The organism is Sulfitobacter sp. SH22 (assembly GCF_965641905.1).
In the GTDB taxonomy this organism is placed as follows: Bacteria; Pseudomonadota; Alphaproteobacteria; order Rhodobacterales; family Rhodobacteraceae; genus Sulfitobacter.
On sequence record NZ_OZ282573.1, the window covers coordinates 2,714,526 to 2,735,954 of the forward strand.

Annotated in this window: 23 protein-coding genes; 11 read left to right on the forward strand and 12 right to left on the reverse strand. The window is 59.7% G+C overall.

Annotation, left to right across the window (positions count from 1 at the left end; translation table 11 throughout):
• Positions 1-20 precede the first annotated feature (20 nt).
• Together ACSQ13_RS15330 and ACSQ13_RS15335 are read left to right on the forward strand one after the other, a co-directional pair.
• A complete protein-coding gene (locus ACSQ13_RS15330) occupies positions 21-767 on the forward strand; it encodes a 4Fe-4S dicluster domain-containing protein (protein WP_295510476.1) in 747 nt (248 codons plus the stop codon).
• Complete coding sequence (locus ACSQ13_RS15335) at positions 767-1,639, forward strand: dimethyl sulfoxide reductase anchor subunit family protein (protein ID WP_176251019.1); 873 nt, start codon at positions 767-769, stop codon at positions 1,637-1,639. Before ACSQ13_RS15330 ends, ACSQ13_RS15335 begins: the two co-directional genes overlap by 1 nt.
• 59 nt (positions 1,640-1,698) lie before the next feature.
• On the opposite strand, the gene dapA is transcribed toward ACSQ13_RS15335, so the two are convergent.
• A complete protein-coding gene (gene dapA, locus ACSQ13_RS15340) occupies positions 1,699-2,574 on the reverse strand; it encodes a 4-hydroxy-tetrahydrodipicolinate synthase (protein ID WP_176251020.1) in 876 nt (291 codons plus the stop codon).
• 121 nt (positions 2,575-2,695) lie between these two features.
• Between dapA and ACSQ13_RS15345 the strand changes: the two genes are divergently transcribed.
• On the forward strand, positions 2,696-4,669 hold the full coding sequence (locus ACSQ13_RS15345; protein ID WP_295510481.1) for a lytic transglycosylase domain-containing protein: 1,974 nt from the start codon (positions 2,696-2,698) through the stop codon (positions 4,667-4,669).
• On the opposite strand, the gene ACSQ13_RS15350 is transcribed toward ACSQ13_RS15345, so the two are convergent.
• Positions 4,634-5,533 carry a DMT family transporter gene (locus ACSQ13_RS15350; RefSeq protein ID WP_176251022.1) on the reverse strand — a complete coding sequence of 300 codons (900 nt, stop codon included), beginning with the start codon at positions 5,531-5,533 and terminating at the stop codon, positions 4,634-4,636. The genes ACSQ13_RS15345 and ACSQ13_RS15350 overlap by 36 nt on opposite strands.
• Complete coding sequence (gene mnmD / locus ACSQ13_RS15355; protein ID WP_295510485.1) at positions 5,530-6,201, reverse strand: tRNA (5-methylaminomethyl-2-thiouridine)(34)-methyltransferase MnmD; 672 nt, start codon at positions 6,199-6,201, stop codon at positions 5,530-5,532. The genes ACSQ13_RS15350 and mnmD overlap by 4 nt, the downstream gene beginning before the upstream one ends.
• A 61-nt stretch (positions 6,202-6,262) precedes the next feature.
• Between mnmD and ACSQ13_RS15360 the strand changes: the two genes are divergently transcribed.
• On the forward strand, positions 6,263-7,294 hold the full coding sequence (locus ACSQ13_RS15360) for an NAD(P)/FAD-dependent oxidoreductase (protein WP_295510488.1): 1,032 nt from the start codon (positions 6,263-6,265) through the stop codon (positions 7,292-7,294).
• On the opposite strand, the gene ACSQ13_RS15365 is transcribed toward ACSQ13_RS15360, so the two are convergent.
• Entirely contained in the window at positions 7,291-8,073 is a 783-nt protein-coding gene (locus ACSQ13_RS15365; RefSeq protein ID WP_176251025.1) for an acyl dehydratase, read from the reverse strand. The two genes, ACSQ13_RS15360 and ACSQ13_RS15365, sit on opposite strands and share 4 nt — an antisense overlap.
• 41 nt (positions 8,074-8,114) lie before the next feature.
• On the opposite strand from ACSQ13_RS15365, the gene ACSQ13_RS15370 reads away from it, so the two are divergent.
• Positions 8,115-8,531: a VOC family protein gene (locus tag ACSQ13_RS15370; protein WP_176251026.1), complete on the forward strand. Its 417-nt coding sequence runs from the start codon at positions 8,115-8,117 to the stop codon at positions 8,529-8,531.
• Here the strand turns inward: ACSQ13_RS15370 and ACSQ13_RS15375 are convergent.
• The 4 genes from ACSQ13_RS15375 to ACSQ13_RS15390 all read right to left on the reverse strand — a co-directional run bounded on the left by ACSQ13_RS15375 (position 8,528) and on the right by ACSQ13_RS15390 (position 11,549).
• A complete protein-coding gene (locus ACSQ13_RS15375) occupies positions 8,528-9,070 on the reverse strand; it encodes an NADPH-dependent FMN reductase (protein WP_176251027.1) in 543 nt (180 codons plus the stop codon). The two genes, ACSQ13_RS15370 and ACSQ13_RS15375, sit on opposite strands and share 4 nt — an antisense overlap.
• A 127-nt stretch (positions 9,071-9,197) precedes the next feature.
• Positions 9,198-9,866, reverse strand: coding sequence for an OmpA family protein (locus ACSQ13_RS15380; RefSeq protein WP_176251028.1), 669 nt, complete (start codon positions 9,864-9,866; stop codon positions 9,198-9,200).
• A gap of 120 nt (positions 9,867-9,986) precedes the next feature.
• On the reverse strand, positions 9,987-10,859 hold the full coding sequence (locus ACSQ13_RS15385; RefSeq protein ID WP_176251029.1) for a methylated-DNA--[protein]-cysteine S-methyltransferase: 873 nt from the start codon (positions 10,857-10,859) through the stop codon (positions 9,987-9,989).
• A 60-nt stretch (positions 10,860-10,919) separates the two neighbouring features.
• Positions 10,920-11,549, reverse strand: coding sequence for a Hint domain-containing protein (locus ACSQ13_RS15390; protein WP_295510497.1), 630 nt, complete (start codon positions 11,547-11,549; stop codon positions 10,920-10,922).
• A gap of 157 nt (positions 11,550-11,706) precedes the next feature.
• On the opposite strand from ACSQ13_RS15390, the gene nth reads away from it, so the two are divergent.
• Genes nth through ACSQ13_RS15405 form a run of 3 tightly spaced genes read left to right on the forward strand, consistent with a single transcriptional unit; the run spans position 11,707 to position 13,934 of the window.
• On the forward strand, positions 11,707-12,351 hold the full coding sequence (gene nth, locus ACSQ13_RS15395) for an endonuclease III (protein ID WP_176251031.1): 645 nt from the start codon (positions 11,707-11,709) through the stop codon (positions 12,349-12,351).
• On the forward strand, positions 12,348-13,337 hold the full coding sequence (locus ACSQ13_RS15400; RefSeq protein ID WP_176251032.1) for an adenosine kinase: 990 nt from the start codon (positions 12,348-12,350) through the stop codon (positions 13,335-13,337). Before nth ends, ACSQ13_RS15400 begins: the two co-directional genes overlap by 4 nt.
• Positions 13,338-13,340: 3 nt before the next feature.
• On the forward strand, positions 13,341-13,934 hold the full coding sequence (locus ACSQ13_RS15405) for a GNAT family N-acetyltransferase (RefSeq protein ID WP_176251033.1): 594 nt from the start codon (positions 13,341-13,343) through the stop codon (positions 13,932-13,934).
• Between the two features lie 9 nt (positions 13,935-13,943).
• On the opposite strand, the gene purU is transcribed toward ACSQ13_RS15405, so the two are convergent.
• Together purU and ACSQ13_RS15415 are read right to left on the reverse strand one after the other, a co-directional pair.
• Positions 13,944-14,828, reverse strand: a complete 885-nt coding sequence (gene purU / locus ACSQ13_RS15410; RefSeq protein ID WP_295510502.1) for a formyltetrahydrofolate deformylase — start codon at positions 14,826-14,828, stop codon at positions 13,944-13,946.
• Positions 14,829-15,036: 208 nt separating this feature from the next.
• Complete coding sequence (locus tag ACSQ13_RS15415; RefSeq protein WP_176251035.1) at positions 15,037-15,528, reverse strand: RNA pyrophosphohydrolase; 492 nt, start codon at positions 15,526-15,528, stop codon at positions 15,037-15,039.
• 151 nt (positions 15,529-15,679) lie between these two features.
• On the opposite strand from ACSQ13_RS15415, the gene ACSQ13_RS15420 reads away from it, so the two are divergent.
• The 3 genes from ACSQ13_RS15420 to ACSQ13_RS15430 all read left to right on the forward strand — a co-directional run bounded on the left by ACSQ13_RS15420 (position 15,680) and on the right by ACSQ13_RS15430 (position 19,761).
• On the forward strand, positions 15,680-17,707 hold the full coding sequence (locus tag ACSQ13_RS15420; protein WP_295510506.1) for an NADPH-dependent 2,4-dienoyl-CoA reductase: 2,028 nt from the start codon (positions 15,680-15,682) through the stop codon (positions 17,705-17,707).
• 59 nt (positions 17,708-17,766) lie between these two features.
• Positions 17,767-18,708: a zinc transporter ZntB gene (locus tag ACSQ13_RS15425; RefSeq protein ID WP_176251037.1), complete on the forward strand. Its 942-nt coding sequence runs from the start codon at positions 17,767-17,769 to the stop codon at positions 18,706-18,708.
• A 147-nt stretch (positions 18,709-18,855) separates the two neighbouring features.
• The gene (locus tag ACSQ13_RS15430; RefSeq protein WP_176251038.1) at positions 18,856-19,761 is read left to right on the forward strand and encodes a LysR family transcriptional regulator; all 906 of its coding nucleotides are present in this window, start codon (positions 18,856-18,858) and stop codon (positions 19,759-19,761) included.
• Positions 19,762-19,922: 161 nt separating this feature from the next.
• Here the strand turns inward: ACSQ13_RS15430 and ACSQ13_RS15435 are convergent, their stop codons facing one another.
• Together ACSQ13_RS15435 and ACSQ13_RS15440 are read right to left on the reverse strand one after the other, a co-directional pair.
• Positions 19,923-20,855: an OmpA family protein gene (locus tag ACSQ13_RS15435; protein ID WP_176251039.1), complete on the reverse strand. Its 933-nt coding sequence runs from the start codon at positions 20,853-20,855 to the stop codon at positions 19,923-19,925.
• Complete coding sequence (locus tag ACSQ13_RS15440; RefSeq protein WP_176251040.1) at positions 20,852-21,421, reverse strand: peroxidase-related enzyme; 570 nt, start codon at positions 21,419-21,421, stop codon at positions 20,852-20,854. The genes ACSQ13_RS15435 and ACSQ13_RS15440 overlap by 4 nt, the downstream gene beginning before the upstream one ends.
• Positions 21,422-21,429: the final 8 nt, after the last annotated feature.

Genomic DNA, 21,429 nt, shown 5'->3' on the forward strand with positions numbered 1-21,429 from the left:
ACCAGCAAAGCAAACCACACATGACCGAATTGCCACTACAGACCCGGAAAAAACTCGGCCTCGTGATCGACCTGGATACCTGCGTCGGCTGCCACGCCTGCGTGATCTCGTGCAAAGGCTGGAACACCGAAAATTACGGCGTACCGCTGTCCGATCAGGATGCCTACGGCGCAGCTCCTTCTGGCACGTTTCTCAACCGGGTGCACAGCTACGAGGTCCAGCCCGACACCGGACCCGCGCAACTGGTGCACTTCCCGAAATCCTGCCTCCATTGCGAGGACGCGCCCTGCGTCACCGTCTGCCCCACCGGTGCCAGTTACAAGCGCGTCGAGGACGGCATCGTGCTGGTCAACGAATCCGACTGCATCGGGTGCAGCCTGTGTGCATGGGCCTGCCCCTACGGCGCCCGAGAGCTGGACCAGGCCGCAGGCGTGATGAAAAAATGCACCCTTTGCGTCGATCGCATCTATAACGACAACCTGCCCCAAGAAGACCGCATTCCCGCCTGTGTGCGCACCTGCCCTTCGGGCGCGCGGCATTTCGGCGATCTGGGTGATCCTGACAGTGACGTCAGCCAGTTGGTCGCAGACCGAGGCGGTGTTGATCTGATGCCGGAAATGGGTACAAAGCCGGTGAACAAATACCTGCCCCCCCGCCCCAAAGACCAGATGCCCGACATCGACGTGCTTGCCCCGTTTTTGACCCCCGTCGCCACCGAGGCCAAAGGGTTCCTGGGCTGGCTTGACCGCACCTTGGATAAAATCTGATGCATCCTGCCCCGTCCGTCATCTTTTTCAGCGTGTTTTCCGGCTTGGGCTTTGGCCTGCTGTTCTGGCTGGGCTTGGGATGGCCCTCCTCCACGGGCGTCGTCGCCTTTGTGTTTTTTGCAATCGCCTATCTGCTGGCTGTGGGCGGGCTGATCGCCTCGACCTTCCATCTGGGCCAACCCAAGCGCGCGCTCAAGGCCTTCAGCCAGTGGAAGACAAGCTGGCTGAGCCGCGAGGCGATCTGTGCGGTGGCGGCGTTGATCCTGATGGCGGTCTATGGGGCGGGGGCAGTATTCTATAATCAACACTGGCGCGTGATTGGCGTGTTGGGTGGGCTGCTGTCGCTCGGCACCGTTTTCACCACATCGATGATCTATGCCCAGATCAAGGCGGTGCCGCGTTGGCACATGCCGCTGACACCGCTCAACTTCCTATCCCTCTCGGTCGCGGGCGGCGCATTGCTGGCGGGGCAGGTCACATGGGCGCTATGGTTGATCGCGATCGCGGGCGGCATCCAGCTGGCCACATGGGTCATCGGTGACACCCGTTTTGCGGCCTCCGGCACCACCCTCGCCAGTGCCACGCAGCTTGGTGGCATTGGTCAGGTCCGCGCGTTCGAACCGCCGCACACCGGCACCAACTTTTTGTTGCGCGAATTCGTTTATGTGATCGGGCGCAAACATGCCTTCAAGCTGCGGGTGATCGCCCTGCTGCTGATGTGCGTGGTGCCAGTCATTCTGTTGCTGGTCCCGTTTTCGCATATGGCTGGCGGGCTGGCCGTCCTTGCGCATGTGGCAGGTGTTCTGACAGCACGCTGGCTGTTCTTTGCCCAAGCCGAACATGTGGTCGGCCTGTATTACGGCAAACGTTAAAATGGCGGCGCAAGGTGGGGTTTCACCTTACGCCGCCATCACTTCAAACTAGGCAGGTCTTAGGCCAGCAGCCCGGCGTGACGCAGGCCTGCGTTCACCAATGCCTTGGTGTCTTCTGTCAGAGGTATAAGCGGCAAACGCACCTCCGCAGAACATAAACCCAATTGGGACATCGCGTATTTCACGCCAACCAAACCCGGCTCGGTAAAGATCGCCTTGTGCAGCGGCATCAGCTTGTCCTGAATGGCCAGTGCAGCCGCGTAATCACCGGCAAGGCAATGCGCCTGCATCTGGCTTAGCAGTTTGGGCGCGACATTCGCAGTCACCGAAATACAGCCGACACCGCCTTGGGCGTTAAACCCGTGCGCTGTGGCATCCTCGCCCGAAAGCTGGATGAAGTCCGGCCCGCACAGCATCCGCTGGTCACAGACCCGCGCCAGATCACCAGTGGCATCCTTGACACCGATGATGCGCGGCAACTTGGCCAGCTCCGCCATCGTCTCGGGGGTCATATCCACAACCGAACGGCCGGGGATGTTGTAGATGATGATGGGCAAACCGCAGGCGTCATGGATCGCGGTGAAATGCGCGATCAGACCCGCTTGGGTCGGCTTGTTATAATAGGGTGTGACAACCAGCACCGCATCGGCACCGACAGATTCCGCGTGCTTGGCCAGCCGGATGCTTTCAACCGTGTTGTTGGACCCCGCCCCTGCAACAACAGGGATGCGTCCGGCAGCGGCCTTGACGACCTCGGCCACAACGGTTTCGTGCTCGGCATGGGTCAATGTGGGCGATTCACCGGTGGTGCCAACCGGGACCAGCCCGTTCGACCCTTCGGCAATATGCCACTCAACCAGTTTCTTGAGCGTGTCCAAATCCAGCGCGCCGTTCGTGAACGGCGTGACGAGTGCAGGCAGAGAACCTTGTAACATATGCACGCTCCTTTTCTTGCGTTGCTGGGCTGGGCGCCCGATTGCTGACTGGCGGCAACGTGAGTTGAAACCCAAGCGCCTTACAGTATGTTGCAAGGCTGTAGCCTTTGATCACTAGGAAATGCAAGAGATGACACGCGCCGCACTGACGCTGATACTGCTATTCGGCCTTGCATTTCCGGCGCTGGCAGAACGCCCGCGCCCGCTGGGATGGGCGATGGACGCCGTGCGGACGGGCAGTTGGGACAATGCTGCACGGATCGCACAACGCGATGGTGCGGTGGCTGTCGACATCATCGAATGGCACCGCCTGCGGTCCGGTTTGGGCACCTATACTGATGTCACGGCATTTCTAAAACGGCGACCCGACTGGCCCGGAGAAGACTATCTGCGCATGAAATCCGAAAATGCCGTGATTGCCCAGGGTGATGCGGCCGTGTTGGAGTTCTTTCAGGGCAGGCCCCCGCAAACGCCGGTGGGGGTGCTTGCCTATGCCACCGCATTGAAGAACGCCGATCGTATCGGAGAGGCCGAGGCACGGCTGGTTCTTGCCTGGCGCACCATGCCGATGGACGCGGTTTCGCAGGCCCTGTTCGTGGCAGATCACGACCGTTTGCTAAAGCCGCATCATGCCGCGCGTCTGGACGAGATGTTATGGCAGGGCGCGCAGGCCGAAGCGCGGCAAATGTTCGATCTGGTCAGCGACGCCGACAAGGCGCTGGCCGAAGCACGGATCGCCCTGCAAAACCGCAGGGGCGATGTGAACGAGCTGATCAATGCCCTGCCCGCCAGCAAGGGTGGTGATGCGGGTTTGCAGAAAGACCGCTTTGAATGGCGCATCCGCAAAGGCTTCGAAGACAGCGCCAAGGATTTGCTGCTGTCCCAATCCGTCAGCGCCGCTGCCCTTGGCCAGCCCGCCGCATGGGCAAACCGCCGCCGTGCGCTGGCCCGCGACGAAATGCGCAACGGTGATCCGAAACGCGCCTATCAAATGGCCTCGCAGCATTTCCTTGAGGAAGGCTCGCATTTTGCCGATCTCGAATGGCTGTCCGGCTATATCGCCTTGCGGTTCCTCAAGGACCCAAAGCGCGCGTTGACCCATTTCAAGGCCCATGACGGTGCTGTTGAATCCCCCATCAGTCAGGGGCGTGCGGGCTATTGGCAGGGCCGTGCCTTGCAGGCCATGGGGGATGCCGAAGGCGCTGCCAAGGCCTATGCCCAAGGTGCGAAATTCCAGTCATCATTCTATGGATTGCTGGCCGCCGAACGCGGCGGGCTGGCCTTTGATGAAACTTTGGCGGGCGAAACACCGAAACAGGATTGGCGCGGTTCCGCACTGGCCCAAGCGCCGCTGTTTCAGGCCGGAATGTTGCTTCAGGCCTCAGGAGAGCTGAGCATGGCAGAGCGGTTCTGGACCCATCTGGCGGAACAACTGCTGGCCGATGATGCGGCCCTGTTGGGTCAGGCCGCGATTGACATTGGCCAGCCCCATCTGGCGGTGATGATCGGCAAACGCGTGGCACAGCGCGGCATCACCATCGCCGCGCCCTATTACCCGCTGCATTCCGCGATCAAGCTGGACCTGAACATGGCCCCCGAAATGGTGCTGGCGATTGCGCGGCGCGAAAGCGAATTTGATCCGGTGGTGCAAAGCCATGTGGGCGCGCGCGGATTGATGCAGTTGATGCCCGGCACCGCCGACGATGTGGCGCGTGATCTGGGAATCAGCGCGCTGCACACAACCGATCGGTTGACTGCCGACCCCGATTACAATGCGCGGCTGGGGTCGGAATATCTGTCGCAGATGGCAAAACGGTTCAATGGCAATGTCGTGATGGTGTCTGCCGCTTATAACGCCGGCCCCACGCGGCCACCGCGCTGGATGGATGATTATGGCGACCCGCGCGAAGGCGACATTGATATCGTCGACTGGATCGAGATGATCCCGTTTCGCGAAACCCAGAACTATGTGATGCGCGTCACCGAAAGCCTGCCGGTCTATCGGGCACGGCTAGGAAAAGATCCCCTGCCGCGCCCCTTTACCGAAGAACTGACCGGATCAACGTTGCTGCCGTTCACGCCAAAAGGTGAATAGGCCAGCGGCGACAATCAGCATGGCACCGATGGCGACATTGGTGCGCACGTCTTCGCCAAAAATGCTGATGCCGATGATGCTGGCAAAAACCAGTTGCAGATAGGCAAAGGGCTGGACCGCACTGGCCGCCGCGACCTCGTAACAGCGGATCAACAGCCAATGGCCCGTGACCCCCGTGATGCACAGGAGTCCCATGTATATCCAGTCGCTCGGGATCATCGGTTCCCAGAACCAGATCCCTGCTGCTGTCATCGCGACCGACCCCGTGACCCCCGTCCAGAAAAAGCTGGTTGCGGTCTTGTCCTTGCGACCGACATAGCGGGTCAGCAAACCGTAAACCGCGAACATGGCCGCCGCGACCAACGGGATGACTGCGGCAGGGTCAAAGACGTTCATCCCCGGTTGCAGAATGATCAACACGCCGATGAACCCCACACCGATCGCCAACCAACGCCGCCACCCCACGCTTTCGCCCAAAATGGGGCCGGACAATGCCGCCACCAACAGCGGATAGCAGGTAAAGACCGCGTGGCTTTCCACCAAGCCAAGGATCGTAAAGGCGGCAATCATCACGCAAATCTCGGCTGCCAGCAGAAGGCCGCGAATGGTTTGCAAAACCGGTTGGCTGGTCTTGGCAGCCGCCCGCAGACCGCCGGCGTTCCGCTTGGCAATCGCGATGACAAAGGCGGCAAAGAACCAATAGCGGATCATCACGACCATCAGCACGTTATATTCCGACGCAAGATGCCGCGACAGCCCGTCCTGGACCGCGAAGACAAAGGTCGTCAGCACCATCAATGTAATGCCCAGCGGAATGTTGTTTGACTGTGCCGCGGCGGCGGCTTTGTTGGTGGCGCGGCTCATGTGCGGACCGCCTGCGTCATGTGGCGTTTGCGACCGTACCCTTGGGTGCGTTGCACCGCAAAACCCGCCGTCTCGAGCGCGCGCCTGACCGCACCTGCCGCCGTATAGGTCGCCGCTGTGCCAAAGGGCCCGGTGTGCCGGAAGACCGCGTTCAACAGATCAGGCTCCCATAGCTCGGGGTTTTTGGCCGGCGAAAAACCATCAAGAAACCACGCATCGGCCAACCCCTTCCAACGTGGCACGGTCAGTCGCGCGTCACCGATGATTACCTCGACCTCCAAACCGGGGAATGACATTTTGCCGCCCTTAGGGGTCCATGCATCCAGCAATGCATCGCGTTTGCCATTAAAACCGGGAAAGGTTTCATGCGCCTTTGCCATATCATCGCGCGACATCGGATAGGCCTCGAACGACGTGAAACTCAGCGTGCCCTTGATGCCTGAGCGCGCCCAGGCATCCCAAACAACCAGCAAATTCAGCCCCGTGCCGAACCCCAGTTCGCCAATGCGGAACCCGTCGCGGAACCGGCGGGGCAGATCGTTGCCTTGCAAAAACACATGGCCGGTTTCTGCGACGCCATCCTCAAGGCTGAAATATGGATCGTCAAACATAGAGGACACCGGCACGCCGCTGTCTTTCCATTCAATATCAGCTGTCTGGTTCTCCATGACGCGGCCTTGTGCTATCTGAAATTTTGAAAACACTGCGCAAAAAGGGCAAGGATTAGCAATGGTCGAAATCACAATACGGGGCGCGGGGATTTTTGGCTTGTCGGTGGCCTGGGCCTGCGTCAGGCGCGGTGCTGCGGTTCAGGTGATCGACCCTTTTGGCCCGGCATCAGGCAGCAGCGGCGGGATCGTCGGCGCGCTGGCCCCGCATGTGCCCGAAAAATGGAGCGCCAAGAAAGCGTTTCAGCTCGATAGCCTGTTGATGGCCGAAAGGTTCTGGCACGAGGTCGAAGCAATCGGCGGCGCGAAATCCGGCTATGCCCGAAAAGGCCGATTGCAGCCGATCCTGAATGATCGCGGCGTCGAACTGGCGCACCGCCGCGCAGAGACCGCGCAAGAATTGTGGCAAGAAAACGCCGTTTGGCAGGTGCTTCAGGCCAAAGATGCCGACTGGGCACCGGCAAGCCCGACGGGATGGTTGATCTACGACAGCCTCAGCGCGTTGATCCACCCGCGCCAGGCCTGCACTGCGCTGGTCATGGCGTTGCAGGCCAAAGGCGTCACGATCCAAGCGGAAGCGCCCGATCAGGGTCAGGTCTTGTGGGCGACAGGCGTGGCGGGATTGACCGACATGTCAGCCCGATACGACCGCGTGGTCGGGGCGGGGGAAAAGGGGCAAGCCGCGTTGCTGGCCCATGACGCGCGCGGATTGCCGCAACTTTTTGCCGATGGTGTGCACATCATCCCGCATAGCGATGGCACCGTCGCCGTCGGATCAACAACCGAGCGGTATTTTGACAACGCCGACCAGACCGACACGCAGCTGGATGATGTCATCGCCAAGGCCCGTTCCGCCGTTCCTGCGTTGGCATCGGCGCAGGTGATCGACCGCTGGGCCGGACTGCGCCCCCGCAGCCACAGCCGCGCGCCGATGTTGGGGGCTTGGCCCGACAGGCCCGGTCATTTCATCGCCAACGGCGGCTTCAAGATCGGGTTCGGCATGGCCCCCAAAATATCCGAGGTGATGGCAGACCTGCTGCTGGACGGATCCGATGCGGTTCCCGACGGGTTTCGCGTCACAGACAACCTTTAGGCGGTTGCCACCATACATTGCCGCCCGTCCGGCCCCTGCACCCACAGATCGCGGCCGTTTCGGCACAGCGTGGCGGTTTCGTGATCCATCAGCGGCGATGTCGCGCGAAAGCTGAATTCCGCAAGCGGCCCCAGCTCCGTTTGCGCTTTGAGCATCAGCAATTGCGCCAATAGCGGGCCATGGACGACCAACCCGTCATACCCTTCGACGTCGCGGGCATAGTCCAGATCATAATGGATGCGATGGCCATTGAACGTCAGCGCCGAATACCGAAACAGCAAGGTCGAGGTAAAGCTGACACGATCCATCGTTTCGGCATCTTTGCGCGCCACGGGCGGGACAGGTTTTGGCGCGACGGGATCTGCATCCTCGCGGTACACCAGATCCTGCCATTCCGTCACGCACAGCGCATCGTCTTGCCAAATCTCGTGGCGCAATGTGACAAACCCCAACGGCCCGCTGCGGCCATCCTTGCGCTGGTGGCGTTCGCATACCGTGCGCTTTTCAGCCGGCGTGCCTGCGGTAATGGGACCGTGAAAATTCAACCGTCCGCCGGCCCACATCCGCCGGGGCAACCCCATGTCAGGGATCAGACCGCCAACCTTGGGGTGGCCATCGCGCCCCAACGCCTTTGGGGGTTCAGGGTCCCAGAAATAAAGCTGATGAAAGAACGGCGGAAGCGGATCGCCCGCACAAAGGGTTGCGTCGTGCCCCAATGCGACTTGAAATGCCGAGGCGCGGGCACTGTCCATCACATCCTGTTTACGTTGTTCTGTCATAGGCGCAGTATCCGCTTTGAAGGGTCACATAAGGAATCGTCATGCAACATTCGGAAATTCAATGCCGCGTAAGAGAATTGGATCACCTTGTTCTGACGGTTGCAAGCATACCTGAAACCGTGCGATTCTACACCCAAGTCCTAGGGATGCGCGGCCAGCAATTTCAGGTGGCCGATGGCAGCAAACGCTGGGCGCTCCGGTTCGGGCAATCCAAAATCAACCTGCATCAAAAAGGGCGTGAATTCGACCCCAAAGCCGCGCAACCTACCGCAGGGTCCGCCGATCTTTGTTTTCTGACCGATGCCCCGATTGCAGACTGGATCAGACATCTGACAATTCACGGGGTCCAGATCGAAGACGGCCCCGTGCCCCGATCAGGGGCCACAGGGCCGATCACATCGCTTTATATCCGCGACCCCGACCGCAACCTGATCGAGGTAAGCGTGCCAACCGTCTAGCGGTTTATCTCGGCGCGCAGCGCTTCCATCAACTGGGTCAGTTCTTTCACGTAGATCTCTCCGGTGAGATGCCCGTTTTCATCAAATGCGTTGGAACTGTTGGCCAGATGAATTTCGGGACCCTGCAAAATGCGCGGGCGGAACGGCACCATGAAGCTGCGCAAAATCAACTGGGCGCGTTCACCACCTGCACGGCCTGCGGCGGCAGACATCACAGCCAAGGGCTTGCCGCTCCAGGGTGTGCCTTCAACCCGGCTGATCCAGTCCAGCGCGTTTTTCAAAACACCTGACGGGCCTTTGTTATATTCGACTGTCGAAATCAGCACCGCATCAGCCGCCGCAATCTGGTCTGCCACGGTTTGCACAGCAGCTGGAACCCCTGTCGCCTCTTCTTCGTCGGCATCATACAGCGGAAACCGGATATCGGCTTCGGTATAGGTGCAATCGCCAAAAAGCCGGGCGGCCTCGGACAGCAGCATCGAATTTGTCGATCCTTTGCGCAGCGATCCGGAAATACCAATAAGGTTCAGCTTGGCCATGGGTGACGATCCTTTGAATGAATATGCTGTAACGTGAACTGTGGCGAACCACGCAAAAAGCAAGAGGGCAAAAAGCAAGAGGCCCCGGCGGGTTACCGGAGCCTCTGTTCGCTAAACCTGTCAGATATTAGGCCGCGTTGGGAAGGATAACGATTTCGACACGACGGTTCTGCGCCTTGCCAGCAGCATTCAGGTTGCTTGCAATCGGCTGGCTTTCACCGCGACCGACCGAACGGATACGCCCGCCCGGAACACCATTGCCGATCAAAACGCTCGCGACCGCGCGTGCGCGACCTTCGGACAATTGCTGGTTATACGCTGCATCGCCGTCACTGTCTGTGTGGCCGATGATCTGCAAAGTGGAATTGCTATAGATATTCACGTTGCGCGCCAATGCTGCCAGATCGTTCTGCATACCCGCCTGCACAGTGGTGCTGTCTGTTGCGAACAGGATATCCTGTGGCAAGGTCACAATCAGACGGTCACCGGTGTTGGTGATGATCACGTCACTGTCCAGCTGCCGGCGCAGATCTGCCTCTTGCTTGTCCAGCGAATAGCCGATGCCAGCGCCGATAGCGCCGCCAGCCAATGCACCCACCAAAGCGCCATCGGCACGGTTACCGTCACCTTTGGACAGGGCACCGATAACGGCACCCGCGCCCGCGCCGATCAGTGCGCTGTTGCGTGTGTTTGCGTTTGGATCATTGGGGTTGCCACCGATCGGACCGGGTTCACAGGCGCTTAGGGCCAGAACACTGGTCAGGGCGACGGCGATTGTGGTTTTCGAAAAAGTCATAATATCTTTCTGCCTTAGTTGGGGCCCCGTTCGGGCGAGGCATGTAGCACTCAACTCCCTACACGACCTCAGGTTCCCGATAAACTGGCGCGATACTGCCGATCGGCACCAACCCGCTTATCAGCCGGCATCTGCCCGCGCGGATTCATAGGCCAGCATAGCCCGTTTGACGGGGATGCCCCAGTGATACCCCCCCAAGCCGCCGGATTTGCGCAGGGCGCGGTGACAGGGGATCAACCAACTGATCGGGTTGCGCCCGACAGCCGTTCCCACCGCGCGCACCGCCTTGGGTGTGCCGATGGTTTGCGCGATCTCGGAATAGGTTGTGACATTGCCGGACGGGATGCTCAGCAATGCCTCCCACACCTTTATCTGGAAGGGGGCACCAATCAGATAAATCGGGGCCTTGCCGCTGCGACCATCCTGCGCGCCAAAGGCCGTCTGGACCCAGTCGTGCAAAAGGCCGGGGTTTTCGATGAAACTGGCACCCGGCCAGCGGCGGCACAGATCTGCCATCGCTTCGGCTTCGCCCATCTCGGCCGAGAAAGCGAGGCCGCATATCCCGCGGTCCGTTCCCATGACCAGGGCTGGGCCAAAGGGGCTGTCAAACCACCCCCACGAGATCACCAACCCCTCCCCCTTGCGGGCGAATTCGCCGGGGCTCATGGCCTCCCAACGCAGGAAAAGATCATGTAGCCGCCCTGACCCCGACAGACCCAGTTCATGGGCAGCCCCAAGGGTGGTAAACCGGTCGCGCAGCAGGTCTTTGGCGTGGTCCAGCATCAGGTATTGCTGATAGCGCTTGGGCGACACCCCCACCCACCGCGAGAAAATCCGCTGGAAGTGCGGCGCGCTCATCCCCATTTCGCCGGCGATCTGATCCAGCGCCAAGGGGTCGGCGGCGCGATCGATCAAATCAATCGCGCGGCGCATCACACCATAGTGATAGCCATCTTCTGGGTCGTGAATCGGGGGGGTGCAATCATGTGTCATGCTCCCAAACTAGGGTCTGCACAGGCGTCTAGCGACCCGAAACTTGCGGCAAACGCATCCTCAGGCGGCCAGCAAATGCAAAAGCGATTCTTCGGGGCTCAGCAAATCACGCAGAAAACGCGCCTCTTGATTGGTGAGACACATGCGCGGGGTTGTGGTTTCCGCGTCAAATATCCTGCTCGCGCGGCGGACTGCGGGGGGCACATCCAGCATCCACGCCATATTTTGCCCTGTCGTCTCTGCCCAGATACCGCAGGTCATGATCAGCTCGTGTCGTTCTGTGATAATGTGATGATAGCTTAACGCCGGTGCGCCAAGTTCAACACGGGGCCCGCGACGCCGTGACATTGCCCCGATTTCCGCCATTGCTTCGGTATGGCCGAAATGCAGCGCCACGCGCGGGGATGCGACAAGCACGCTGTGATGCGGCGACAGGCGCAAAGGCTCTGCCAAGCCATCGGGTGCTGCGCTGTCGCGGGGCCGAAGATGCAAGGGCGCAGGCAGCGGAAGACCATCCGGCCCGATGCCCCGCGACCGTTTGATCGCCAGTATGCGTTGGGCACCGTGATCGCGGGTAATGACGTAATCCCCCGATTCGATCCATTCTACCGGTAATTCACCATCCAGTGTCATGATCATCGCCCCCGGCCCAAAGCCGGAGACCTTTGAAAACATCAATTCAACCGACATCACGCTTTCCTTTCTTAGGGTCAAAGGCCCGTTTCACACGCCCAATCTAGGGCCTGAGAAAGCAATCTAGCGAACAGAATGTGCAAAAGTGGTAAATGGCGCAGCTTGCCTGCAGCCAGTCTTGCCCTGATTGCAAATTCATCCCATACCAAGGGTCATGGCCAAGCCCCTTGATTATCATACCATCCGCGAGATCTTTACCCGCTTTCAGGCAGCCGATGCCGAACCCAAAGGCGAGCTGGATCACACCAATGTCTATACTTTGCTGGTTGCAGTCGCGCTGAGCGCGCAGGCCACAGACGCGGGTGTGAACAAGGCGACGAAATCCCTGTTCGAAGTGATAGAGACGCCCCAGCAGATGCTGGACCTCGGGTTGGAAGGTCTGATCGAACATATCAAATCCATCGGATTGTTCCGCCAGAAAGCCAAGAACGTCATCAAGATGAGCCAGATTCTGGTTGATGAGTATGACGGCATTGTGCCCAACAGCCGCGCCGCGCTGCAATCCCTGCCCGGTGTCGGGCGCAAGACGGCCAATGTCGTGCTGAACATGTGGTGGCATTATCCCGCACAAGCGGTCGATACGCATATCTTTCGCGTCGGCAACCGCACACGTATCGCGCCCGGTAAAACTGTCGATGCCGTTGAACGCGCCATCGAAGACAATATCCCCGTTGATTTCCAACAACACGCCCATCACTGGATGATCCTGCACGGCCGTTATCATTGCAAAGCGCGCAAGCCGCAGTGCAGAACCTGCATCATCCGTGATCTCTGCCCCTATGAGGACAAAACCGAATGACCCAATATGAAGTGGTTGGTATCGGCAACGCCGTTGTCGATGTAATCTCGCATGCCGATGACGCGTTTCTTGCCGACATGAACATCGAAAAAGGCATCATGCAATTGATCGAGCGTGACCGCGCCGAAGACCTGTATGGCGCGATGAACGACCGCCTGCAAACCCCCGGTGGGTCGGTTGCCAACACGATTGCCGGCATCGGTGCACTTGGCCTGCCGACCGCATTTATCGGGCGTGTGAATGACGACCATCTGGGCCAGTTCTATGCGCAATCCATGATCGACGGCGGCACGGATTTCGTGAATGCCCCCGCTGCGGGTGGTGATCTGCCGACCTCGCGGTCGATGATCTTTGTATCGCCAGATGGTGAACGGTCGATGAACACCTATCTGGGCATCTCGACCGATCTGGGGCCTGCGGATGTACCGGATGCTGTCGCGTCCTCGGCCAAGATCATGTTCCTCGAAGGATATCTGTTCGACAAGGATCAGGGCAAACAGGCTTTTCTTGAGGCGTCGCGTCTGACCCGCGCTGCGGGCGGCAAGGCCGGCATCGCGATTTCCGATCCTTTCTGCGTTGACCGTCACCGCGACGATTTCCTGCGCATGATCGCCGACGAACTGGATTACGTCATCGGCAACGAGGCCGAAATCAGATCCCTGTTTGAAACCGACGATGTCGAAGAAGCGCTGACCAAGACTGCTGCGATGTGTAACATAGTTGTGTGCACGCGGTCGGGCGATGGCGTCACGCTGATCCGCGATGGCGAACGTGTCGATGTGCCGGTGACCAAAATCACCCCCGTTGATGCGACAGGTGCCGGGGATCAGTTCGCTGCGGGTTTCCTGTATGGCATGGCCACAGGTCGCGATCTGGAAACCTGCGGCAAGATGGGCCACATCTGCGCAGCCGAGGTTATCAGCCACGTTGGCCCGCGTCCCCTGGTCGACATCATGACCCTGTTCAAAGAACAAGGGTTGGTCTGATCAATGCTGGGTGATGGTTATCATGATGTGCCCGATGGCAAACTGGCGATGGTCGTCACCCATCTGCAAATGCACGCGGCAGCCCCCACACGTGCGGTGTCCCTGCCCCAAGGTATAACCCTGCGGCAGGTCACCCCGACGCTTGACTGGTACCGCGACATTTTCAAACGCGTCGGTGCGCAAGACTGGCTGTGGTTCGGGCGGCTCGTGATGTCGGACGCCGAATTGAACGCGATCCTCACCGATCCCGATATGGCATTTTACACGCTCTCCAAGGACGGTCAGGACGAAGCCCTGCTTGAACTGGATTTCCGCCAGCCCGGCGAATGCGAGCTGGCCTATTTCGGGCTGACCTCGAAACTGATCGGCGCGGGGGCGGGGCGTTATCTGATGAACCACGCGATTGCGACCGCCTGGGCCAAGCCCATCACCCGCTTTCATGTCCACACCTGCACGATCGACAGCCCGCAGGCCGTGGCATTCTATATTCGCAGCGGGTTCACGCCCTATCGCCGTCAGATCGAAGTTGCCGACGATCCGCGGCTGACGGGCATGTTGGGGCGCGATGCCGGCCCGCATGTGCCGATCATCGGCTAAAGCGGGCGCTTAGCCCATCCGTTCGGATGCATATGATCCGGGCGATGCCGGGAACACGACTGTCTTGTTGCCGTTCAAAAACACGCGGCGGTGAATATGCGCGTGAATGGCGCGGGCCAGAACCTGGCTTTCGACATCGCGGCCCAGTGACACGTAATCATTGGCGGATTGCGCATGGGTGACAACCACGATGTCCTGTTCGATGATCGGGCCTTCATCCAGATCGGCGGTCACATAATGCGACGTTGCCCCGATCAGTTTCACCCCGCGCTGGAACGCCTGCTTATAGGGATTCGCCCCCTTGAAGCTGGGCAGGAACGAATGGTGGATGTTGATGATCCGCCCCGACATCTTTTGGCACATCTCGTCTGACAAGATCTGCATATAGCGGGCCAGCACGATCAGATCGGCCCCTGCCTCCTCGACCACCGCCATAATCCGCGCTTCGGCCTCGGCCTTGTTTTCGGCGGTGACCTTGATGCAGTGGAACGGGATATCGTTGTTCACGACGACCTTTTGATACTCCATATGGTTCGACACCACGGCGACGATGTCGATGGGCAGCGCGCCAATGCGCCAGCGGTACAGCAAATCGTTCAGGCAATGGCCAAAACGCGAGACCATGATCACGACCTTCATCTTTTCGGTCTGGTCGTGAAAGTCATACGTCATGTCAAACGGGCTGGCCGTGGCCGCAAACCCTTCGGCCAATTTGCCCAGATCGACGGCATCATCGCTTTCAAAGCTGACCCGCATAAAGAAGTTGCCGGTTTCCTTGTCGTCGAACTGGGCACTGTCGGTGATGTTGCAGGCGTTGTCGGCAAGGTAATTCGCAATCGCGGCGACGACCCCGCGGGTCGACGGACAGGTAACGGTCAGTGCAAAGTTTTTCATGGTCGAGGTCCTGTCACAAAAGGCGATCGGCATCAGGCACCGACAAGGCTGTGTTTGCCCATGCCGGGGGCACCGTCAATATGCCCACGGGCAAATGCACGGCCAAAGACACCTCACACAGGGGATGTATCGCGCCAATGGTTTCCGATCATGCACAATGGTCGAAATCCGCTACGAAACGGGCAGTCTGGAAAAACCAAAAGGGGGCTTAAGCCGCCCCGATATAGGGCCGGAATGCCGCGACGACGGCTTCGTACACCTCGCGTTTGAACGGCACGATGTTGGCGACCAGATCGTCAACGGGCAACCAGCGCCATTCCGAGAACTCCTGATGATCCGTCTTCAGGTCGATCTCGTCATCAGCGCCGTGAAACCGCAACAGAAACCATTTCTGCTCCTGACCGCGATACCGCCCCTTCCAGATGTTCGGCACCAGATCATGGGGCAGATCATAGGGCAGCCAGCCTTCGGTCTGGGTCACGACAGACACGGAACTCGGCCGAACACCGGTTTCTTCCTCAAGCTCGCGCAGGGCGGCGACCTCGGCGTGTTCGCCTTTTTCAACGCCGCCTTGGGGCATCTGCCACGCGTCCTGATCGCGGTCGCGGCGCTGCCCGACAAAGACATGGCCATCCGCATTGATCAGCATCACACCCACGCAAGGACGGTAGGGCAGTTTGGCGATTTCTTCGGGGGTCATGGGGCGGGCCTTTGGGTTGCATCGGTTCAGCGCGGACCTAGCACAAAAGCCGCCCCCATGTATATTGGCTTACGCAGCGTTGTGCGTGACAGACGCCAACGCTTAAGATGAAGTCAGCCACACCGTCCCCATCCTTCGAAAGGTTCGCCCAATGTCCGACTATCCTCACCTGCTGGCCCCGCTTGATCTGGGCTTTACCACGTTGAAAAACCGCGTGCTGATGGGGTCGATGCATACGGGGCTTGAGGAAACCCAGGACTGGAACCGTGTCGCCGAATTTTACGCCACCCGCGCGCGGGGCGATGTGGGGTTGATGGTCACCGGCGGCATCGGGCCGAACCCCGAAGGGTCAGTCGCCCACGGTGCCGCGATGATGACCTCGCAAAAGGATGTCGACAACCACAGCATCGTCACCCAACGGGTACACGAGGCCGGCGGCAAGATCGCGATGCAGATTCTGCACGCGGGCCGCTATGCGTTCAGCCCCAATTGCGTGGCACCATCGGCGATCAAATCCCCGATTTCGATGTTCGCCCCAAAAGAGCTGGACGCCGAAGGTATCGAAAAGCAAATCAGCGATATCGCCGCCTGTGCCCTGCGCGCCAAACAGGCGGGATATGACGGTGTCGAAATCATGGGCTCCGAAGGATACTTCCTGAACCAGTTTCTGGTCACCCACACCAACAAGCGCACCGATGAATGGGGCGGCAGCTATGAGAACCGGATGAAGCTGCCGGTCGAAGTCGTCCGCCGTGTCCGCGAGGCCGTTGGCCCCGATTTCATCCTGATCTACCGTTTGTCGATGATCGACCTGATCCCCAACGGATCAACCTTTGACGAGGTCGCACAACTGGCCCGCGCAGTCGAGGCAGCGGGTGCCACCATCATTAACACAGGCATCGGCTGGCACGAGGCGCGCATTCCCACGATTGCGACGTCGGTGCCGCGCGCTGCATTTGCGTGGGTCACAAAGAAACTGATGGGTCAGGTGGGCATTCCGCTGATCACCTCGAACCGGATCAACACCCCCCAAGTCGCCGAAGACGTGCTGGCCGAAGGCTGCGCCGACATGGTGTCGATGGCACGCCCCATGCTGGCCGATGCGGATTTCGTCGCCAAAGCGGCGGCAGGCAAGGCCGACCAGATCGCGCCCTGCATCGCCTGTAATCAGGCCTGTCTGGATCACACCTTTGGGGGCAAGATATCAAGCTGTCTGGTCAACCCGCGCGCGTGCTACGAGACAGAGCTGAAGGTAGAGCCATCGCAGAACGTCAAGACCATCGCGGTTGTCGGTGCCGGCCCTGCGGGTCTGTCGGCAGCCATCACAGCGGCAGAGCGTGGCCACAAGGTCACCATCTTTGACCGCGCGGCCGAGATCGGCGGGCAGTTGAACCTTGCCAAGCAGGTTGCGGGCAAGGAAGAATTCTGGGGTCTGGTCGATTGGTACCGCGCCATGGTCAAGGAACGCGGCGTGATGGTCAAACTGAACACCGAAGTATCCGCCAATGATCTTGGGGGTTTCGACGAGGTGATTATCGCCACCGGCGTTGTGCCGCGCGACCCGCAGATACCGGGGCAGAATGCAGGCAATGTGGTCAGCTATATCGACATCCTGAACGGCAAGGTGACGGCGGGCAAGAAAGTCGCCGTGATCGGCGCAGGCGGCATCGGGTTCGATGTGTCTGAACATCTGGTTCATGACGGCGACAGCACCACCACCAACCTGCCCGAATGGATGAAAGAATGGGGCGTCACCGACCCAGCCGACCATCGCAGCGGTCTGGCCCCCGAAGGCCCGCAACCCCACGCACCCGCGCGCGAGGTCACGATGCTGCAACGCAAGGCCACCAAAGTCGGCAAGGGCTTGGGCAAGACCACGGGCTGGATTCACCGTGCATCGCTGACCATGAAGAACGTCCAGATGATCGGTGGCGTGAATTACGAAAAGATCGACGCAGACGGGCTGCACATCAGCTTTGGCGAAGCCCGCGAGAAACCACAGCTGATCGAGGCGGACACCATCGTGCTATGTGCAGGCCAACTGTCGGACCGGTCCCTCGCCGACGCGCTTGAGGTCAAAGGCATCCCTTGCCACGTCATCGGTGGTGCCGATGTCGCCGCTGAACTGGACGCGAAACGCGCGATTGACCAAGGCACGCGGCTGGCCGCCGCACTGTGATATTGCCCCTTTGCCTGTAGGATGCGAAACTCCGCCCTGAGCAGTTAAGGGCGGACCGCATGCCGATTTGTGTTTTTGATATTTTTGCCGATGGCACCACGTCCGTTCCGACCGAGACCAACCTGACGGGGCCGGGTGTGTACCGCTGGTGGCATTTCGATCTGACCGACGAGATGCTTGAACCTTGGGTGCGCGAACATCTGCATGAAATCCCCGCCGGATCGCTGATCCAGAAACAAACGCGCCCGCGCTGTGACCGGTTTGACGGCGGTTTGATCCTGAACCTGCGCGGCATCAATATGAACGCAGGTCAGGACGCCGATGAAATGGTGTCTGTGCGGATGTTTGTTGAAACAGGTCTGCTGATCACCGTGCGCCGCAAAAAGGTCTTTGCCATCGACGCGATCCGCCAATTGGCCGAAGCACAAAACGCCCCGCCCAGCCCGGCCAAGTTTCTTGAGGATCTGGTGCGGCGGTTGACCCTGCGGGTTCAGGAACATGTGGCAAGCATCGACGAACAGGCGGAGTTCTTTGAGATCGATCTGGAAGACAAAGAAACGCCGATGCCGCATGAATTGCCCGAAATCCGGCGCAGCGTGATCCGGTTGCGGCGCTATCTTGATCCGCAACGTGCGGCCCTGAGCAAGCTTGCCGCCCTTGATATACCGCTGATCCCCCAAGCCAGCCAGTTGGAGCTGCACGAACAAGCCAACAGCGCGCTGATCGCGGTGGAGGAATTGGACGAGCTGCGCGAGCGCCTTGTGTCGGTGCAGGAAGAACATGATGCCAATGTCGCCCAGCGTCAGGCGCGGCACGGCTATGTGCTGTCTGTGGCCGCAGCCATCTTCCTGCCGCTGGGTTTTCTGACCGGGCTGTTCGGCGTGAACGTTGGCGGGATGCCCGGCACCGGTCACCCGTGGGCCTTTGCCGCCCTGTGCCTGTCGATGACGGCCCTGGCTGTGCTGATGTTTGCGTTGCTCAGATGGGTGCGCTGGATCTAAAGCCCCCCGTTGGCGGGCATTGTTTCAATGTTTCCCTGCCGCGAACGATCCATGCAATGACCTTGCTACTGTCCCACCTCTGCCGTGATCCTGCCCGATTTGGGCACCATACCATTCCCAACGCAGATGATTGAAAAGGGGACGGCAATGGACCGCCTGACAGAAATGGAAGCATTCGCCACAGTTGTGGATCAGGGTGGTTTTACGGATGCCGCCAAAAAGATGGGCATCTCGAAGTCCGCCGTATCAAAACACGTCTCCTCGCTTGAGGCACGGCTTGGTGCGCGATTGCTGAACCGGACGACCCGCCGGGTCAGCCCCACAGAAATCGGCCTTGCCTATTACGACCGGGCCCGCCGCGTATTGAACGATGCAGGCGAAGCAGATGCGCTGGTCACGTCGATGCAATCGGCCCCCTCCGGCCTGCTGCGTATTTCGGTCGCAACGGATTTCGGGGTGAACCACCTGTCGCCTGCCCTCTCCGGTTTTCTGGAAGAATTCCCCGACATCACCGTCAACATGGTGCTGAACAACCGCTATGTTGAACTGATCAGCGAAGGCTTTGATATGGCTGTCCGCATCGGAGAGCTGGAAGACAGCACCCTGCGGGCCCGCAAGCTGACCGAAACCACCAAACGCATGATCGCCAGCCCCGGCTATTTCGAGAAATACGGCCGCCCTGAAAAGATCGACGATCTGAACGATCACAAGCTGCTGCATTATTCTAACCAATCCAGTGGTAACATGTGGAAGCTGACATCCCCCTCGGGCGAGAAGCGTCAGGTGCGCACCGCTGGCTGGCTTTCGGTCAATGACGGTCAATCCTTGCTGAACGCGGCTATTTCCGGTCTTGGCATCGCCTATCTCCCCAGCTTTTTATATGCCGACGCGATGGAAAAAGGCTTGGTCGAAGACGCCATCCCTGATTTGCCGCTGGAAACCCAAGGCATCTATGCCGTGTACCCGCCCGGCCGGTTCACCCAGCCCAAAGTACGCGCCTTTATTGATTTTCTGGTCCATGCCTTTGCCGACAAAGGCCCAACAGACTGGTAACCCCGAACACCACATCCCCTCGGTGCACTTGATCTGATTTCATCAGATCGCCCTCGCTCGCTGAAAGGCCAGCGGGGGATTTTTTGCTGTGGAATTTCAGGCAAGGATCGCAATCCGGCGTCTATAGGGCGAATGGCAAAATCTTTGTTGTCAGGATGGGATCAGCCGGGCGTTGTTAACAATACCACCTCGACCCTGCGATTGGCCTCGCGGCCTTCCGGCGTCAGGTTGGATGCAACAGGGGCAAGATAGCCCATGCCTTCGGCATCCATCTGCGCAGCGGGAACATCAAAATTCTGGATCAGCCTGTCGCGTACAGCAACTGCACGACTGCGCGACAAGGCGATATTCGCGTCAAGCCCACCGACACTATCGGTATGCCCTACAAGCGCCACGCGCGCCGTTGGCTGGTCTTTCAGAAACGCCGCAAGCTGCCCCAGCGCAGCGTCGCCCGCTGCACCCAAAGTCGCCGTGCCGGATTTGAAATCAAGCCCCGACAAAACCGCATGTCCCTGACCAAGCAACGCATCGACCAGACCGTTGCCGCCTGCAGCAATCACAGGCCCTGTGGCATCGGCAACCGGAACATCGGCTTCGCCTTCCGAAATGGCCTGAATAATCTGGACATAGGCCGACGAAGACGCCGTGCTGGCAAGCACCGTCACAACAGAGGTCGGGGCCGATAGCGGACCCTGCACAGCGGTGACAAACTGATAGGACCGGATGTTGACGTACATGTTCGGACCCGGCAGCGTCTCGGTCGCAAAGCGAAAGTCGAAACCACCACAGGCCGCAGCGCTACATTCAAGCACCACGTCGTACCCTGCCGCCTCAAGCTGCGACCGAAGCGGGCGCAGCACTTGCAGCGGCGTCAGGCCCGCGGCCTCCAGCCTCCAGGCCTGTCGGGCGACGGACCCCTCAACCGTTACCGTATCAAGGGTTCCGTCCTGAAACGTGCTGATGGGTGCGGCATAGCTGTCGGGACTGGTGTTCCGTTCAACCGTCAGGCGCGCGATTTGCGGCAGCGATAGCTCTATCGCGCCGGCTTGGGTCGCCAAGACCAGCCACAGCAAACCAGCGCAACGTATCATCATCTGAATTGCGCGTGATAGCCCTCGTTGGGCTTCATGTTGGTCGCACTTGCCACGCGGTTGGTCATGTTGAAAAACGCCGCAACCGACGCGATGTCAAAGATATCACGGTCCGTGAAACCCACATCGCGCAGGGCCTGCCGGTCGGCCTCGGTGGTTTTGGCGCTGGCCACTGTCAGGTTTTCGGAAAATTCCAGCATCGCGGTTTGACGTGCATCCAGATCGGCCACGCGCCAGTTCATCACCATCTGTTCGCCCAGGATCGGATTGCCAGACAGTTGCCGCACCGCAGCCCCGTGCGCGGTCAGGCAATAGTAGCATTTATTCACCGACGACACGACGACCGCGATCATCTCGCGCTCAAGCTTGGACAGGTTCGACGCACCCAGCATCAGATCGTTGTACATCGCGGTAAAGCTGTTCAGCTTGTCGATATCAAACGCATAAGTCTGCAAGACATTCGGGATCATCCCCAGCTTTTCCTGGCAGACATCAAAGTATTTCTGTGTCGCTTCGGGCAGCGGATCGACCATTGGCAGGTCAAGGGCGGTTGGGGCGTCTTTGGCCATCTTGTGGC